The sequence below is a fragment of the Micromonospora alfalfae genome (genome assembly GCF_022230925.1).
GTDB lineage: Bacteria > Actinomycetota > Actinomycetes > Mycobacteriales > Micromonosporaceae > Micromonospora > Micromonospora alfalfae.
Map to the genome: position 1 here is coordinate 267,703 of NZ_JAKKFH010000034.1, position 16,568 is coordinate 284,270.

Here is a 16,568-nt window from a genome sequence, read left to right on the forward strand (position 1 = left end):
ATGGTCAGAGCCCCTCTGCCAGCGGGCCGAGCGCGAGCGCGGGCAGGAAGGTCAGCGCGACGAGGACCACGGTGACGCCGACGACCATGCCGATGAACAGCGGTCGGTGGGTCGGCAGGGTGCCCTCGGACGCGGGGGTGGGTGCCTGGCGGGCCAGCGAGCCGGCCAACGCGAGCACGAAGATCAGCGGCAGGAACCGGCCCAGCAGCATGCACAACCCGAGCGCGGTGTCCCACCAGGTGGTGTTGACGGTGATGCCGCCGAACGCGGAGCCGTTGTTGTTGCTGGCCGAGGTGAACGCGTACAGCACCTCGGAGAGGCCGTGAGGGCCGACGTTGAGCGCCGTGGAGTTGTTGCCGGTGCCGAACGCCGCCGCCGTGCCGACGAGCACCAGGATCGGCGTGATCAGGAAGTACAGCGAGGCGAACTTGATCTCGCGCGACCCGATCTTCTTGCCCAGGTACTCGGGCGTGCGGCCCACCATCAGGCCGGCCACGAAGACGGTGATCACCGCGAGGATGAGCAGGCCGTACAGCCCCGAGCCGGTGCCGCCCGGCGCGACCTCGCCGAGCATCATGTTGACCATCGTCATCATGCCGCCGAGCGAGGTGAACGAGTCGTGGAACGAGTTCACCGCACCGGTCGAGGTGAGCGTGGTGGCGGCGGCGAAGGTGGCCGAGTTCGACACGTCGAACCGCACCTCCTTGCCCTCCATCGCCGCGCCGACCGCCTGCGGCACGGTGCCGTGCCCGGCCAGCTCGAAGATGTTGGTGATGGCGACGCTGAGGAACGCGAGGATGCCCATCACGGCGGCGATGGCGTAGCCCTGCCGGTTCTGCCCGACCATGCGGCCGAAGACCCGGGGCAGGCTGAACGGGATCAGGAAGATCAGGAAGATCTCCAGCCAGTTCGTCCAGGTGGTGGGGTTCTCGAACGGGTGCGCGCTGTTGACGTTGTAGAAGCCGCCACCGTTGGTGCCCAACTCCTTGATCACTTCCTGGCTGGCGACCGGCCCGCCGGTGATGGTCTGGGTGCCACCGGTCAGCGTGCTCACGTCGGTGCCGGCGGACAGGTTCTGCACCGCCCCGCCGATCATCAGCGCGATGGCGCCGAGCACCGCGATCGGCAGCAGGATCCGCAGCGTGATCCGGGTCAGGTCGACCCAGAAGTTGCCGAGCTGCCCGGTGCGGCTGCGGGCGAAGCCGCGTACCAACGCGACCGCCACAGCGATGCCGACCGCCGCCGAGACGAAGTTCTGCACCGCCAGGCCGGCCATCTGCACCAGGTGGCCCATCGTCGACTCACCCGAGTACGACTGCCAGTTCGTGTTGGTCACGAACGACACGGCGGTGTTCCACGCGCCGTGCGGAACCACCGGGTCGAAGCCCAGCGACAGCCACAGGTGGTTCTGCACCCGCTGGAACAGGTACAGGAACAGGATCGATACCGCGGAGAACGCCAGCACGCTGCGGGCGTACACGCCCCAGGTCTGCTCGGCGGTCGGGTTGACCCCGACCAGTCGGAAGATGCCCCGCTCGACCCGCGACTGCTTGGTGCCGGAGACCGCCCGGAACATGTAGTCGCCGAACGGCTTGTAGACGGCGACGAGGGCCGCCACCAGCGTCAACACGAAGATGACGCCCGCTGTTGTCATGGTCATCAGAAGCGCTCCGGAAACAGCAGCGCGAACACCAGGAACGCGCCCAGGACGACCGCGAGCACCAGACCGACGGCGTTTACCGCGTTCACAGCTTCTCCACCGCCCGGACCACCAGGGCGAGCACTGCGAACAGCACCACCGTCAGGACCACGAACACCACGTCAGACACGCTGACTCCTCAGCCGGAAAGGTTCGTCGCGACCGCCTTCCGGTCGCGCCGGGCAATCAAAGCCCCACCACCCACCGGACGGCACGAGTCATAACGCGACCATGACGGCGGCGAACCTTTTCTTGACGTGGTTTTCACACCGAGCTGCTGATCAGGTGAAATGCGGCACAGAGGCGCGTCAGCCGGAGCGACGAGGGTCGGCTGTCCACCCTTTGCTCTGCTTCAACGGAGGCGACAGCGAGGCGCCAAAACTGTTGCGCCGGTTGAAGCAGAGCAAAGGGCTCGAAGGGGGTGGGCGGCGGGTCAGGCCGGACGGCGGGCCACCAGCACGTCGCGCATGATCGACTGGTCCACCCGGTGCCGCAGCGCGCGGTAGGGCTCGGCGTCGACCACTGTCAGGCCGGCGTCGGCCAACGCCGCCGCCGCGTCGTCCCGACTGGCGACGTGGGTGTTCCAGGAGATCCCGAGCGCACCGCCGGGACGCAACAACCGGGCCCAGACCGGCGCGGCGTCCGCGAGCAACGCCAGCGGGTCGCGGGTCAACCCCTGCCCAGCGGTACGACTGCCGTGCTGCACGCCGTACGGCGCGTCGGCGACGACCAGGTCCACGGTCTCCGGGCGGAAGAACTCCGCCGAACGGGCGGTGTCGGCGTTGACCACGTCCAGCAACTGCGTCTGGCCGGCCTTGTGCTCCTCGCGGGTCGGCGCCAACTCGATCCGCACCCGCCGGCCGACCACCTTGCGCTCCCGCCGCACCGGCCCCGACTCCAGCACCCGGTGCTTGACCCGCTTCTGCTTCAGCCAGGTGGTGATGAACGCCCGGTACGCCTCGACGTCCTTCTGGTCGCGCTCGATTCCGGCGGCGTCGAAGCCGTACATCAGCGCCTGGTTGAGGGTGGTGCCCCGACCACAGAGCGGGTCGAGCACCCGGAACCGGCGGCTGGTCATCTCGGCGGCCCAGTCCGAGGCGAGCAGTGTGACGTTGAGCAGCAGCTTGGTGAACTGCTCGTTGGTCTTGCCTGGGTACTTCTGGATGGTGAGCAGATCGTCGTCGTAACGGTCCAGACGGCTCCACTCGATCGGCCGCAACAACTCACCGACGATCTCGAACAACGCGTACCCGGCGGAGAGGTTGCCCAGGACGGCCAGGTCACGCTCGGTCAGCCCGTCACCGGTGAACGTGATGTAGGACGCCCCTCCGACGACCTCGGTGTCCAGCTCGCCGATCCGGCCGTCCAACGCCGAACGGCCGAAGATCTCCAGCTCAGCTCGGGTGAGGTCGACTGCGGCGCGGGCGTACACCCGGTTGGTGGCGGGCAGGATCAGCAGGCCGTAACGCGTCATGATCCGGCGAGTATTCCACAACCGGTCACGGTCGCCGGGAACCGGAGCGGCTGCCGGAGCGACTACCGATACATGGGGTGTGAGCAGTGGCGGGAGGTCCTGTCCGCGCAGTTGGACGGGGAGGAGACCGCCGCCGAACTGACGGCGGTGCAGGGGCACCTGGACGGGTGTGCCGAGTGCCGGGCCTGGTTCACGGCTGCGGCGGCGGTGACCCGTCGGGTTCGTACCCGACTGGTGGTTGAGGTGCCGGACCGGACGGCGGCGATCCTTGCTGCCGCCAGCGCGGCCCCGGCCCGCCGGTCGCGGTGGCGGCGTGGGCCGCTCGTCGCCGGCCTGCGAAAGGTGCCCGGACGGGGCCAGCTCGCCGCCGGGTTGCGCGCGGCGTTCGGACGTGGCCCGCTCGTCGCCGGCCTTCGGTCGGCGCTCGGGCTGCTCGGCGCGGTGCAACTGGTGCTCGGTCTGGCCCAGGTCGGCCGGGGTGCGACCGCCGACCACCTGCACCCCACCGGCCAGCACCTGTGGCACGAGTCGGCGGCGTGGAACGTGGCAGTGGGCGCGGGCTTCCTCTTCGTGGCGTTGCGCCGCAGCCCACCCGCCGGGCTGCTGCCGATGCTCAGCGCGTTCGTCGGCACATTGCTGCTGTTGTCGGTCAACGACCTGGCCACCGGTTCGGTGGGTGGGGAACGGCTGATCAGCCACGGCTTCCTGGTGGTCGGCTACCTGATCACGGTGCTGCTGTCCCGGCCCGGGCTGCGCCCCGGTGGGCCGGCACCGCAGCGGCAGCCGGGACCGTCGCGCTGGCGGTTCGGGGCCGACGAGGTGGACCGACCGCTGCGGGTGGTACGCCCCGACTCCTATCCGGCGCAGGCCGCCGACCGGTTCGCCGCGCCGGCGGCGCGGGCCGGTCAGGCTGCCCCGGCGGCGCACACCGGGCGGACGGACGAACGCCGGGCCGCCTGATCGGCCGAGTCAGTCCACCTGCCGCTGCCGGGCCCGGTGGGCGCGCAGGTTGGTCGGGTGCCCGCAGACGCGCACGGAGTGCCAGACCCCGCTGTTGTTGCGTGAGCGGTCGTAGAACGCCACCCGGCAGCGGGGGTTGCGGCAGGTCTTGATCCGCCGCCCGGTGTCGGCGAGCTGCGCCTCGAACAGCGCAGCGAGGACGAGCGAGACCAGCAGCTCGACCCCGGCCCCGGCGGGGTCGAGGTGGACGGATCCGCCCTGATCGAGCCGGAGCGTGGCACCGGCGGTACGAGATCCGGTCGCGCGCCGGTTCGACGCCCCGGTGGTGCCGTGTCCGGGTTCCGGCATGTGCAGCCTGGCGTCGATCCCGTCCAGCAACTCGTCGCGAAAGGTCCGTAGCGCCCGGAGTCCCGCAGGGTCGAGCGTGACGTCGGGCGCTGGGCGGCCGGCGGGCGTCGACCACTGCGCGACGGCCGACTGTGCCCATTCTGTGGCGCTGCCCGGGTCGTCCAGAAGGTCCGGTTGCCGTGGCACGCCAGCCGAGATCGTGTTGAGCAGATCCTGAACGAGCCCGAGGCCGCCCGGAGCGGGGTCGATGCCGTACCTCGCGGTGGCGGTCCACGGCCCGACCACCGCGCCTGTCGGGTGGTCGGGCATCGAAAGCGTCACCGGGTCACTTCCCGAGCAGGGCGAGGGCCCCGTACCACGCCGGCCCCGGATTGATCCAGTCTGGGTAGAGTCGCACCATCTCGTCGAAGAACTCGCGGGCGGTCTGCTTCTCGGCCAGCAGCCGCTCCACGGTCAGCAGGTACTTCCGGGTCTGGTCGATGCTTGCCGGGTCGTCGGGAAGGGCCCGATTCTTGTGGCCAGCGACGACGGCCCGGGGCGCGAGCGCCTCGACGCGGTCGAGGGCATCGAGCCATTGCCGCAGGCCGCCGCCGACGGTCTCCGAGATGTACTGGTGAACCCCGTTGTAGACGACGTCGCCGGCGACGACCAGGCCGATCGACGGGACGTGCAGAACGGTGGTCTGATCGGTGTCGGTGTGCCCGGTCTCGACGGGCTGGATGAGGTTGCCTTCGAGCAGGAACCCCTCCGCCGGCACGGGTACCGCGTCGACAGACGTTTCCGGGATCAGGCCGGGGAAGACCCGGTCGAACAGTTCATTCCGCCCGACGGTGGCCTGCTGGTGCATCACCTGGATGGTGCCGGGCGTGGCGTAGGTGATCGCGCCGGGGAAGCGCTTGACCAGCTCCGCCGCGCCGAACCAGTGGTCGCCGTGCCCGTGGGTGGCGTAGATGTACGTCAGCCGCTTACCCGACTCGGCGATCCAGTCGCCCACCTGCGAGATCTGCTCGTGGGTGAACGGTGGATCCACCAGAAGCGCCTCCTCGGCCCCGAAGATCAAGGTGGACGAGACCGGGTTCCAGTGGAGCCGCGACCCGTCCGGCATGCGCTGGTCACCCGCTCGCATGGGGCCGTCCGAGACGAAAACCTCGTACGACAGGGCAGGAGTGGTCATGTTTCCTCCTCGGTGACGCGATGCCCGGCTCGTCGCGGGTGAATACCCGTCGAGCAACGAAATAACCGTAGCCTCTACACCTATTTCATTGCCGTCATCGCGCTCGTGGCCTACGTCACCGCCCCGTGTCACGCCCTAGCCGGGAGGCCCAGCCGGGCGCATCGGCCGGGTCAGATCCTCGCCGGCGAGGATCTGCGGGACGACCTGTTCGACGATGGTCAGCAGGGTCGTGGTGAGCAGCAGGTGCACCTGGGCGCGGGTCAGCGCGCCACGCTGGAGCCACTCCCGGGCGGTCGACGTCGCCAACCCGCAGTACGCCCGGACCATGCCGCGAAGCTCCTCATGGTGCTCGGCCTGGCCAGCCAGCCCGACGGCGACCAGCATCCGGTCCGCGGCGACCTCCTCGGCCTCGGCGAGCACCCGCTCCACGTCGGCGTCGCCGCCCATCCCCCGGGCGGTGACCGCCGCCAGCCACGAGGTGCTGTGTCGGGACACCACGTCGAGGAACCAGGTGACGCTGGCGTCGACCCGGGTCCGCAGATCGCCCTTGGGCAACCGTTCCAGGGCAACCTCCGGGATCGTCACCATGACCCGGACGACCTCCAGGTAGAGGTCCTTCTTCGCGCCGAAGTAGTGGTTGACCAACCCGCGGGCGACACCCGCCTCACGGGCGACGTCGGTGGTCGACACCTCCGCGTACGGGCGCTCGCCGAACAGCCGGACCGCGCAGGCCAGGATCTGGCCGCGTCGGGCGTCCGGCTCCAACCGGCGGCGGCGCGGAGCCGTCTCGACACTCATCTGCCCGACCCTATCGGCAGCTCACACCGCCGGCTTCGGCGTCGACGTCCGCCGTGCCTCCTCGGAGCCGCCGGCCCCCGGGCCGCGCCGACCGGTCAACGGCTGGACCTCTCGATCGCGGCCGGGGTCACTGGGGTGAAGAAGTTGACCAGGTTGCCGTCGGGGTCGCGGAAGAGCAGGGCTCGGTTACCCCAGGGCATGGTCGTGGGCTCGTTCACGAAGTCGTCCACCACGCTCTTCAGCTTCTCGTACAGCGCATCCACGTCCTCCACGAGGAACTCGATGATCACGCTGTGGTTGTCGGCGGGGCGGGCTGAGCCGGGCGCGAACAGTCCGACGGTGCGGGTGCTGCCGATCGCCAGTGTGCAGTGGGCGGTACGCACCTCGGCGAAGTCCTCGTTGCCCCAGGTCGCCTGCACGCCGGTGATCTTCTCGTAGAAGCCGACCAGGCGGTTGATCTCGTCGGTGATGATGCGGATCGAGATGAAGTCCACGTCTTCTCCCTGCTCAGTGCGGTCGGTATCGGTCGGTCGAGATCACGTTAGAACGAATACTGGACAGGTTTGGTCCAGTATTCGGATAAAGTTCAGACCGTGGCACGACCGACAGCCCAGGTGCTCGCACTGCTGGAACTCCTGCAGTCCGGCGGGGTCCGGACGATGGCCGAGCTTGCCGAGCGCCTTGGTGTCGAGCCGCGCACGGTGCGGCGCTACGTGAGTCATCTGGTCGACCTGGACCTGCCGGTGGAGTCGGTGCGCGGTCGCTACGGCGGGTATCGGCTCGCCGCCGGCTATCGTCTGCCGCCGCTGATGTTCAACGACGACGAAGCTCTTGCCGTCCTACTCGGCCTGATCGCCGGCCGCCGTGCCGGTTTGGCGAGAGCAACGGGCACGGCGGGCGAAACAGCCGCCGCGAAGATCCGTCGCGTCCTGCCGCCGCGGACGGCGGACCGGCTGGACGCCGCACTCCAGTCCCTCTCCTTCACCGCCGAACTCGGTGACTTCCCTGCGCCGCGGACCGACGTACTACTCGCCGTCGCCGACGCGGTCCGCCATCACCGGCCGATCTCGCTGCAGTACACCTCGGGCGACGGCCGGCGCAGCGTCCGCGTGCTGCATCCGTTCGGGCTGGTCAACCATGCCGGCCGGTGGTACGTCACCGGGGTCGATCCGGATATCGGCGAGGAGCGAACCCTTCGACTCGACCGCATCGCGGACGCGAGACCGCTGCCGGGCTCGTTCGAGCCGCCCGCCGGGAACGATCCGGCCCGGCACCTTCTCACCTCGATGGCACGAGCGCCGTACCAGCACGCGGTGTCGCTGCGGATACAAGGAACAGTCGAGCAGATCCGCAGGCAACTACCGGCCAGCATCGCCGAGGTACGAGAGGGTGCGGACGAAGGCTGGCAGGACGTGGAGATCCGGGCAGAGAGCCTCGACTGGTTGCCCGGCGTGCTCGCCGCGCTCGACCTGCCGTTCGTCATCGAACGTCCGGACGAACTCCGCGACCGCGTCGTCGCTCTCGCTGAGCGGCTGGCGGCCTCGTCACGACGTGGGTCGATCACGACTTATTGACATGCCGCCAACAGCGCGCGAGGGTGGTGCACATGCCGACGCCCGACGGTCCCCCCTCCCCCTGGCGCGAGCCGGAGCACGACGACCTGGCCGAGCTGGCCAGCACCTTCTTCACCAAGGAGGTGTTGCCGCACGCCGACCGCCTTCAGGAGCAGGGCCACCCGGACCGCGAGCACTATCGGCGCGCCGGTGAGCTGGGGCTGCTCGGCCTGTCGGTCCCGGAGGAGTACGGCGGTGGGGGCGGCGGGTTCACCCACGAGGCGGTGCTGCTGCACGAGCAGGCGTACGCCGGGGAGGGCAGCCTCGGCCTGGCCGTCCACAGTGGCATCGTCACCGGATACCTGGTGGCGTACGGCAGTGAGGAGCAGAAGCGGCGCTGGCTGCCCGGCCTGTGCAGCGGTGAGCTGGTCGGCGCCATCGCGATGACCGAGCCGGACGGTGGCTCCGATCTTCAGGCGATGCGCACCCGGGCGGTCCGCGACGGCGACGACTACCTGGTGACCGGCGCGAAGACGTTCATCACCAACGGCGGTCTGGCCGACCTGGTCATCGTGGCGGTGAAGACCGACCCCGAGCAGCGGGCGGCCGGCGTCTCGCTGCTCGTGTGCGAGGTGGGCGGCGACCCGGAGGGCTTCCGGCGAGGCCGACTGCTGTCCAAGATCGGCCTGCACGCCAACGACACTGCGGAGTTGTTCTTCGACGAGTTCCGGGTGCCGACGGCCAACCTGCTCGGCGGCGCCGAAGGGCTGGGCTTCGTCCAGCTCATGCAGCAGCTTCCGCAGGAACGGCTGGTCATCGGCGTTGGGGCGGTCGCCGCCATGGAACGGGCGGTCGCGCTGACCGTCGCGTACGCCAAGGAGCGCACCGCGTTCGGCAAGCCCCTGATGGGTCACCAGAACACCCGGATGGTGCTCGCCGAGTGCGCCACCCGCGCCCGGGTCAGCCGGGTCTTCCTGGATGACTGCATCGTCCGACACACGCGTGGCGACCTGGACGTCTCCACGGCGGCGATGGCGAAGTCGTGGCTCACCGACGGGCAGTGCGAGGTGGTCGATCGGTGCCTTCAACTCTTCGGCGGTTACGGCTACACGACGGAGTACCCGATCGCCCGGATGTACGCCGACGCCCGCGTCCAAAAGATCTACGGCGGCACCAACGAGATCATGAAGGAGTTGATCGCGCGTGCTCTCTGAGGCGTACGTCTATGACGCGGTCCGCACCCCGCGCGGACGCGGCCGGGACACCGGCGCGCTGCACGGGGTCAAGCCCATCTCCCTGGTGGTCGGCCTGATCGACGCGTTGCGGGAGCGCAACCCCGGCCTGGACGTCGGCCGGCTGGAGGATCTGCTGCTCGGCATCGTGACCCCGGTCGGCGAGCAGGGCGGCGACCTGGCCAGGGCCGCCGCGCTGCTGGCCGGGCTGCCCGATGAGGTGGGTGGGGTGCAGCTCAACCGGTTCTGCGCCTCCGGGTTGGAGGCGGTCAACTCCGCCGCCGCGCGGATCCGCTCCGGCTGGGAGCATCTGCTGCTCGCCGGCGGGGTCGAGTCGATGTCCCGGGTGCCGATGGGTTCCGACGGGGCGGCCTGGGCCACCGATCCGCAGACCGCGCTGGCCACGTCGTTCGTGCCGCAGGGCGTGAGCGCCGACCTGATCGCCACACTGGAGGGTTTCACCCGCGACGACGTGGACGGCTACGCGCTGCGGTCGCAGGAGCGGGCCGCCAAGGCCTGGGCCGGCGGGTACTTCGCCCGCTCGGTGGTGCCGGTCCGCGACGGCAACGGGCTGGACATCCTCACCGTCGACGAGCACCCGCGCCCGGAGACCACCCGGGAGGCGCTGGCCAAACTCACCCCGTCCTTCGCCACCATGGGTGAGGCGGCCGGTTTCGACGCTGTCGCAATGCAGAAGTTCCACTGGCTGGAGGCGATCGAGCACGTCCACCACGCGGGCAACTCGTCCGGCATCGTGGACGGCGCGGCGCTGGTGCTGATCGGTTCGGAGCAGGTCGGTCGGGATCTCGGCCTCACCCCGCGCGCCCGGATCGTCGGCGCGGCGGTCACCGGCGCGGACCCGACGCTGATGTTGACCGGCCCGATCCCGGCCACCCACAAGGCGCTCGCCGTGGCCGGGCTGACAGTCGACGACATCGACCTGTTCGAGATCAACGAGGCGTTCGCCGCTGTGGTGCTCAAGTACGTCAGCGACCTGCGCCTCGACCCGGACCGGGTGAACGTCAACGGTGGCGCGATCGCGCTCGGCCACCCGCTCGGCGCGACCGGAGCGATGCTGCTCGGTACGGCGTTGGACGAGTTGGAGCGCCGCGACCTGCGCCGGGCCGTGGTGACCCTCTGCATCGGCGGCGGCATGGGCGTCGCCACAGTTCTTGAGCGCTGCTGACCCGGAGGACGACAATGACCAACACCATCCGGTACGACCGCGGCGCCGACGGCATCGTCACGCTCACAGTGGACGACCCCACCCAGTCCGCCAACACAATGAACCGGGCGTACGCCGCCTCGATGAGCGTCACGTTGGACCGGCTGGAGGCCGAGAGCGATCTCGTCGGCGTCATCGTGACCAGCGCGAAGTCGACCTTCTTCGCCGGCGGTGACCTGCCCGAGATGATCCGGGCCACCCGCGCCGACGCGCCCGCGCTCGCCGACCTGCTCGGCACCATCAAACGGGACCTGCGCCGGCTGGAGACGCTGGGCCGGCCGGTGGTCGCCGCTGTCAACGGCTCGGCGCTCGGTGGTGGCCTGGAGATCGCGCTCGCCTGCCACCACCGGATCGCGCTGGACGCGTCCGGCAGCCGGCTCGGGCTGCCCGAGGTGACCCTGGGCCTGCTGCCTGGTGCTGGCGGTGTCACCCGGACCGTACGGATGCTCGGCCTGGCCGGCGCGCTGACCACTGTGCTGCTCACCGGCCGGCGGATGCGCCCGGTCGACGCCCTGTCCGCCGGGCTGGTCGACGAGGTGGTCGCCACGCCCACCGAGCTGCTGGACCGGGCGCGGGCCTGGATCGCGGCGAACCCGCACCCGGCACAGCCGTGGGACCGGCCGGACTATCGGATGCCGGGCGGCACCCCGGCCAGCCGCTCGCTGGCCACACAACTGCCCGCCTTCCCGGCGACGCTGCGCAAGCAGCTCAAGGGTGCCCGGCTGCCCGCGCCCGAGGCGATCCTCGCCGCCGCCGTCGAGGGCGCACAGGTCGACCTGGAGACCGCCCTGAGCGTGGAGACCCGGCACCTGATCGGCCTGCTCACCGGGCAGGTCGCCAAGAACATGATCGGTGCGTTCTTCTTCGACCTGAAGGCCGTCAACGGTGGCGCGGCCCGACCGCCCGGCGTGGATGCGCCGCCGGTGCGCCGGGTGGCGGTGCTCGGCGCGGGCATGATGGGCGCTGGCATCGCGTACGCCTGCGCCAGCGCCGGGCTGGACGTCGTGGTCAAGGACGTCACGCCGGAGGCCGCCGGCCGGGCCCGGGAGCACGCCGAGCGGTTACTGACCCGGGCGGTACGCAAGGGCCGCACTACCGAGGCGGACGCGCGTGCCGTGCTGGACCGGATCGCCACCACCGACCAGGTGGACGCGTTGGCCGGCTGCGACGCGGTCATCGAGGCGGTCTTCGAGGACCCGGCCCTGAAGAAGGCCGTGTTCGCCGAGGTGCTGCCGGTGCTCGCGCCAGGCGCGCTGCTCGCCTCCAACACCTCCACCCTGCCGATCACCGGGCTGGCCGAGGGCGTGGACCGGCCGACGGACTTCATCGGCATGCACTTCTTCTCTCCGGTGGACCGGATGCCCCTGCTGGAGATCGTGGTCGGCGAACGCACCGGGGACGTGGCGCTGGCCCGTGCGTTCGACCTGGGCCGGCGGATCGGCAAGACCCCGATCGTGGTCAACGACGGCCGGGGTTTCTTCACCAGCCGGGTGATCGGCAAGTTCATCGACGAGGCGGTCGGCATGGTCGCCGAGGGTGTCCCCGCCGCATCGGTGGAGCAGGCCGCCCTTCAGGCCGGCTACCCGACCGGGCCGCTGGCGCTGGCCGACGAGGTCAGCCTCACGCTCATCCAGCGGATCCGCCGCCAGTTCGAGGCGGCCAGCGAGGAGTTCCGACCGATGCCGGCGCACCGCCTGGTAGACGAGCTGGTCGACGCGTACGAGCGGCCGGGGCGCGCCGCCGGACGGGGTTTCTACTCCTACGACGACGGCACCCGGGGTCGGCTGTGGCCCGGTCTCGCCGACCTGACCACCGACGCGGGTCGGGCGGTGCCGTTCACCGACCTCCAGGAACGGATGCTCTTCGCCGAGGCGCTGGACGCGCTGCGCTGCCTCGACGAGGGGGTGTTGCGCACCGAGACCGACGCCAACATCGGCTCGATCTTCGGCATCGGCTTCCCGGCGTGGACGGGCGGGGTGATCCGCTACGTCCGGCAGTACGCGGGCGGCCCGGCCGGCTTCGCGGCCCGTGCCACCGAGCTGGCGGGCATCTACGGCGACCGGTTCACGCCCCCCGCCGACCTGGCCGAGCGGCTCGCCGTTCTCCGGGCCGAACCGGCTGACGTCGCATGACGGCGGCCCGCGGCGGGCCGCTGGCCGGGGTGCGGGTGGTTGAGCTGGCCAGCCTCGCCCCGGCGCCGTTCGGCTGCATGGTGCTCGCCGATCTCGGCGCGGACGTGGTGCGGGTGGACCGGCCGGGCGCCCCGGGAGCGGGCCGGCTGGCAGCACCGACCAGCGGGCCGTTGCAACGCGGCCGGCGGGTCACCGCGCTGGACCTGAAGTCCCCGGCCGGCGTGGCGGACCTGCTGCGCCTCGCCGAGCGCGCGGACGTGCTGGTCGAGGCGTACCGGCCCGGGGTGGCCGAGCGGCTCGGCATCGGGCCGGAGGTGTGCCGGGCCCGCAACCCCCGACTGGTGTACGCGCGGATGACAGGCTGGGGTCAGGACGGCCCGCTGGCAGCCCGAGCCGGGCACGACATCGACTACATCGCGGTGGCCGGGGCGTTGGAGCCGCTGGGGCGGGCCGGCGAACGCCCGTACGCGCCGATGAACCTGCTCGGCGACTTCGGCGGCGGCGGGATGCTGCTCGCCGTCGGGGTGCTGGCCGCGCTGCTGGAACGGGAGCGCTCCGGCTTCGGCCAGGTGGTCGACGCGGCGATGGTGGACGGCTCGGCGCTGCTCACCTCGTTTCTGCACGGGTTGCTCGGCACCGGCCTGTGGGCCGCCCCGCGTGGGCGCAACATGTTCGACGGCGGGGCGCCGTTCTACGACACGTACGCCACCGCCGACGGTGGATTCATGGCGGTCGGCGCGATGGAACCGGCGTTCTACGCCGTACTGCTCACCGGCCTCGGCCTCGCCGACGACCCGGACCTGCCCGCCCAGTACGACCCGAGCGGCTGGGACGAGTTGCGCCGCCGGTTCACCGAGCGGTTCGCCGAGCGCACCCGGGACGAGTGGACGGCGGTCTTCGCCGACGTGGACGCCTGCGTCGCGCCGGTGCTCGCCCCCGGCGAGGCGCATGGGCACCCGCACAACGCTGCCCGGGGCACGTTCGTCGAGGTGGGCGGCGAGATCCAGCCGGCCCCCGCACCCCGCTTCGACCGCACCCCGACCGACCGACCAACCCCGGCACCAGATCCGGAGCAGGACGTCCTGGCGGTAGAGGAGATCCTCACCGACTGGCCCCACCGACCCTCTTCTTGTTGATCAAGAGGTTTGCGTCAAGGAATTGCCTTCCGGTGACGCAAACTTCTTGATCAACGGGGGTGGAGACGGGGACGAGGGCGGGGACGGGCGGGGGCGGCGGGAGTGGTACCAGGTGGCGAAGAGGGCTGCTGCCAGGAGCAGCTCGGCCAGGTCGCCGCCGTAGTACATGAGTTGGGCGGCCGAGCGGAACGCTTCCGGGTCCCGGTCGGCGAGGCCGGGCGGGAGGTTTTCGGCCTGGGCGTACAGGTACTTGGCCAGCACGGCGTGGCCGGCCGACGCGGCCAGTAACGCGCCGACCCGTACCGCCAGGCCGGGGCGACGCGGCGCCGGGTCCGGCCCGGCCAACGACCAGGCGAAGAGGTACCCGGCGGCCAGGTAGTGCAGGTGCACCGCGTGATGCAGGACGGGTTGCCGTTCGGCCGCCGCGTACAACGGGGTGAGCAGCACCAACGCCAGCCCGCCGGTGGTGAGCAGCGCGGCGGTGAACGGGTGGGCGAGCAGGTGCAGCGGGCGGGCGCGCAGCAGCCGTCCCACCAGCCGGCGCATCGGCGGAGGCGCGACGTGCAGCAACAGCGTCACCGGGGCGCCGAGCACCAGCCCGAGCGGGGCCAGCATGCCGAGCAGCAGGTGCTGCGCCGTGTGCCCGCTCGGGTTGTCGGGGAGTTGGGTCAGCGGCCCGACGGCGACCGCCAGCAGGGCGCAGCCGACCAGCCAGGAGGCGGTACGCCGGTGGTCCCAACCCCGCGGGTCGCGGACGGCTGCCAGCAGGTAGCCGACCGCGACCAACGCGACAGTGAACAGCGGGAACCAGGTCGGCCCGGCCGCACCGTGCCCGGCGTGTGCCAGCGGCCCGGCCACCGTCATCGGGGGCCGGGCCGGCGGGACCGGGCCCACCACACCACCCCGGCGCCGGCCAACAGCAGCACCGCGCCGGACGCGATCCACAGCACGTCGTACGGCAGCAGGTGTACGCCGTAGCGGATCTGGTGCAGCCGGAGCACCTTGTGGTCGACCACCCCGTCGAAGACCTGGAACCCTCCGGCACCGAGCAGGAAGCCACCCCACGCCAGCCGGTTCGACAGGGCACGTCGTCGACGCAGGTCGGCGAACCAGAAGAACCCGCCGACCAGGATGATCAGCTCGGCGGCGTGCAGCAGTCCGTCGGAGAGCAGCGCCACCGATGGGGTGGACCGGTCGTAGAAGTGGTGCCACGCCAGCAACTGGTGGAAGACGATCTCGTCCACCGCGGCCATGATTGCGATGCCGATCAGGACGCCGACGAGCGTGGAGGAGCGTACGTCGGCGGCGCGTGCGCTCGGCAGGCTCGAATCGGCCACCACAAACCTCGCATCCGCCTCGGGTCAGGTCGAAACTACCCCGAACATGCCGCCGATCGCGGCCGGGCCGGCCCGGGCCATCCCCGTTTCACGACTCCCGCACCAGTGGCGGCATGATCATGCAGCCTGGAGGGGCAGCGACAGCCAGATCCCGAGAAGGAGGTGTCCGTGCCGGACGCGGACGAACTCGTCGCCAACGCGCTCGCGGCGGTGCGCGGCACTGACGTACGGCAGGCCGAACGACAGCTGGACCAACTGATGGTCGGCACCGGCGCCGCGGACGGCACCACTGCGGTGGACGCCGCTCTGCTGCGTCGCCTGGTTCGCGGCCTGGGCCGGCTCTGGCCGCGCGGTTGGCAGCCGGTCGACGTGGACCGGATCACCAGTCGACGGCTCGACGCCCGCGCGGCCCGGCTGGTCCGTGCCGCGATGGCCGCCCAGCGGCGCGACCAGACCGAGCCGGTCCCGGCCTGGTGGGACGACCAGCTACGCGAGCTGGTGGCCACCGAGGGCGGTGCCGACCGCAGCGTGTTGGCTGGTTGGGCCGGCCGGGAGGGTCTGGACCGCGCCGACGCGCTCCGCGCGGCCGTGGACACTCTCGCGCTGGTGGAGAGCCTGCCGCCGATCGCGGTGCTGCGTCCACCGCCGGGTACGAGCGGCGCGGCACTGCCCCGTACGGCGGGCACGGCTCGCAGCGGGTCGCCGATGCTGGACCGGGTGCGGGCGCTGCTGGCGAAGGCCGAGTCGACCACCTTCCCGGCGGAGGCGGAGGCGCTGACCGGGAAGGCCCAGGAGCTGATCGCCCGGCACAGCATCGACGAGGCGCTGCTGGCGGCCGGGTCGGAGCGCGGGGACCTTCCCGGCGGCGTACGGCTGAGCACCGACACCCCGTACGCGGGTGCGAAGGCGCTGCTGGTGCAGGAGGTGGCGGCGGCGAACCGGTGCGAGGCTGTCTGGTCCGACGATCTGGGCTTCGCCACGGTGCTGGGCTGGCCGGCCGATCTGGTGGCGGTGGAGTTGCTCTACACGTCGCTGCTGGTCCAGGCCACGGCGGCGATGCTGCGGGGGCGGGCCGAGCGCCGGCCGGGGTCGGGGCGACGGACGAAGGTGTGGGACGAGTCCTTCCTCAACGCGTTCGCGCTGCGGATCGGCGAGCGGCTGCGCACTGCCACCGAGGCGGCGACACACGCGGCGGACCAGGCGGCGGCCGAGACGGCCGGGGCGGAACGGCTGCTGCCGGTGCTCGCGGCGCGGGGCGAGGCGGTTCGGGAGCGGTTGGACACGCTCTTCCCCGGCGTCACCCGGCACCGACTCAGCGTGCGTGACGCCGAGGGCTGGTCGTCCGGCACCTCGGCGGCCGACCGGGCTTCGCTGGACGTCGGCGGTGCCCGGAAGCCCCGACAGGTGCCCGGCCGACCCGATCCGCGTTGAACGCTGTTCCGCTGACCGGGCCTCGATCTCGGCCCGTCCGGCGTGGGACCGCCCCCGGCGGACGTTTCT

16 protein-coding genes are annotated in these 16,568 nt (G+C 71.4%); 7 read left to right on the forward strand and 9 right to left on the reverse strand.

Annotated elements, in window-relative coordinates:
• Positions 1 to 4: 4 nt before the first annotated feature.
• The 3 genes from kdpA to MED01_RS26895 all read right to left on the reverse strand — a co-directional run bounded on the left by kdpA (position 5) and on the right by MED01_RS26895 (position 3,173).
• Positions 5 to 1,660: a potassium-transporting ATPase subunit KdpA gene (gene kdpA, locus MED01_RS26885; RefSeq protein ID WP_238671308.1), complete on the reverse strand. Its 1,656-nt coding sequence runs from the start codon at positions 1,658 to 1,660 to the stop codon at positions 5 to 7.
• A complete protein-coding gene (gene kdpF / locus MED01_RS26890) occupies positions 1,660 to 1,749 on the reverse strand; it encodes a K(+)-transporting ATPase subunit F (RefSeq protein WP_036410889.1) in 90 nt (29 codons plus the stop codon). Before kdpF ends, kdpA begins: the two co-directional genes overlap by 1 nt.
• 383 nt (positions 1,750 to 2,132) lie before the next feature.
• Positions 2,133 to 3,173 carry a TRM11 family SAM-dependent methyltransferase gene (locus MED01_RS26895; RefSeq protein ID WP_112603623.1) on the reverse strand — a complete coding sequence of 347 codons (1,041 nt, stop codon included), beginning with the start codon at positions 3,171 to 3,173 and terminating at the stop codon, positions 2,133 to 2,135.
• 72 nt (positions 3,174 to 3,245) lie between these two features.
• Here MED01_RS26895 and MED01_RS26900 point away from each other — a divergent pair, with 72 nt between their 5' ends.
• Positions 3,246 to 4,133: a zf-HC2 domain-containing protein gene (locus tag MED01_RS26900; RefSeq protein ID WP_238671309.1), complete on the forward strand. Its 888-nt coding sequence runs from the start codon at positions 3,246 to 3,248 to the stop codon at positions 4,131 to 4,133.
• A gap of 9 nt (positions 4,134 to 4,142) precedes the next feature.
• Here MED01_RS26900 and MED01_RS26905 read toward each other — a convergent pair whose 3' ends face one another.
• From MED01_RS26905 to MED01_RS26920, 4 genes are all read right to left on the reverse strand, one after another.
• The gene (locus MED01_RS26905; protein WP_238671310.1) at positions 4,143 to 4,802 is read right to left on the reverse strand and encodes a CGNR zinc finger domain-containing protein; all 660 of its coding nucleotides are present in this window, start codon (positions 4,800 to 4,802) and stop codon (positions 4,143 to 4,145) included.
• Between the two features lie 4 nt (positions 4,803 to 4,806).
• Positions 4,807 to 5,655: an MBL fold metallo-hydrolase gene (locus tag MED01_RS26910; protein WP_238671311.1), complete on the reverse strand. Its 849-nt coding sequence runs from the start codon at positions 5,653 to 5,655 to the stop codon at positions 4,807 to 4,809.
• Between the two features lie 135 nt (positions 5,656 to 5,790).
• Positions 5,791 to 6,453, reverse strand: a complete 663-nt coding sequence (locus MED01_RS26915; RefSeq protein WP_238671312.1) for a TetR/AcrR family transcriptional regulator — start codon at positions 6,451 to 6,453, stop codon at positions 5,791 to 5,793.
• Positions 6,454 to 6,548: 95 nt separating this feature from the next.
• Positions 6,549 to 6,947, reverse strand: coding sequence for a VOC family protein (locus tag MED01_RS26920; RefSeq protein ID WP_238671313.1), 399 nt, complete (start codon positions 6,945 to 6,947; stop codon positions 6,549 to 6,551).
• Between the two features lie 99 nt (positions 6,948 to 7,046).
• Here MED01_RS26920 and MED01_RS26925 point away from each other — a divergent pair, with 99 nt between their 5' ends.
• Genes MED01_RS26925 through MED01_RS26945 form a run of 5 tightly spaced genes read left to right on the forward strand, consistent with a single transcriptional unit; the run spans position 7,047 to position 13,731 of the window.
• Positions 7,047 to 8,027, forward strand: coding sequence for a helix-turn-helix transcriptional regulator (locus MED01_RS26925; RefSeq protein WP_238671314.1), 981 nt, complete (start codon positions 7,047 to 7,049; stop codon positions 8,025 to 8,027).
• A 32-nt stretch (positions 8,028 to 8,059) separates the two neighbouring features.
• Positions 8,060 to 9,220, forward strand: coding sequence for an acyl-CoA dehydrogenase family protein (locus MED01_RS26930; RefSeq protein WP_238671315.1), 1,161 nt, complete (start codon positions 8,060 to 8,062; stop codon positions 9,218 to 9,220).
• Positions 9,210 to 10,424, forward strand: a complete 1,215-nt coding sequence (locus MED01_RS26935; RefSeq protein WP_238671316.1) for an acetyl-CoA C-acetyltransferase — start codon at positions 9,210 to 9,212, stop codon at positions 10,422 to 10,424. Before MED01_RS26930 ends, MED01_RS26935 begins: the two co-directional genes overlap by 11 nt.
• Before the next feature lie 14 nt (positions 10,425 to 10,438).
• Positions 10,439 to 12,595 carry a 3-hydroxyacyl-CoA dehydrogenase NAD-binding domain-containing protein gene (locus MED01_RS26940; RefSeq protein WP_238671317.1) on the forward strand — a complete coding sequence of 719 codons (2,157 nt, stop codon included), beginning with the start codon at positions 10,439 to 10,441 and terminating at the stop codon, positions 12,593 to 12,595.
• Complete coding sequence (locus MED01_RS26945; protein ID WP_238671318.1) at positions 12,592 to 13,731, forward strand: CaiB/BaiF CoA transferase family protein; 1,140 nt, start codon at positions 12,592 to 12,594, stop codon at positions 13,729 to 13,731. The genes MED01_RS26940 and MED01_RS26945 overlap by 4 nt, the downstream gene beginning before the upstream one ends.
• Here the strand turns inward: MED01_RS26945 and MED01_RS26950 are convergent, their stop codons facing one another.
• Complete coding sequence (locus tag MED01_RS26950; protein ID WP_238671319.1) at positions 13,732 to 14,625, reverse strand: cytochrome c oxidase assembly protein; 894 nt, start codon at positions 14,623 to 14,625, stop codon at positions 13,732 to 13,734.
• Complete coding sequence (locus MED01_RS26955; protein WP_238671320.1) at positions 14,592 to 15,068, reverse strand: DUF2243 domain-containing protein; 477 nt, start codon at positions 15,066 to 15,068, stop codon at positions 14,592 to 14,594. The genes MED01_RS26950 and MED01_RS26955 overlap by 34 nt, the downstream gene beginning before the upstream one ends.
• Before the next feature lie 168 nt (positions 15,069 to 15,236).
• On the opposite strand from MED01_RS26955, the gene MED01_RS26960 reads away from it, so the two are divergent.
• Positions 15,237 to 16,499 carry a DUF2786 domain-containing protein gene (locus tag MED01_RS26960; RefSeq protein WP_238671321.1) on the forward strand — a complete coding sequence of 421 codons (1,263 nt, stop codon included), beginning with the start codon at positions 15,237 to 15,239 and terminating at the stop codon, positions 16,497 to 16,499.
• Positions 16,500 to 16,568 lie beyond the last annotated feature (69 nt).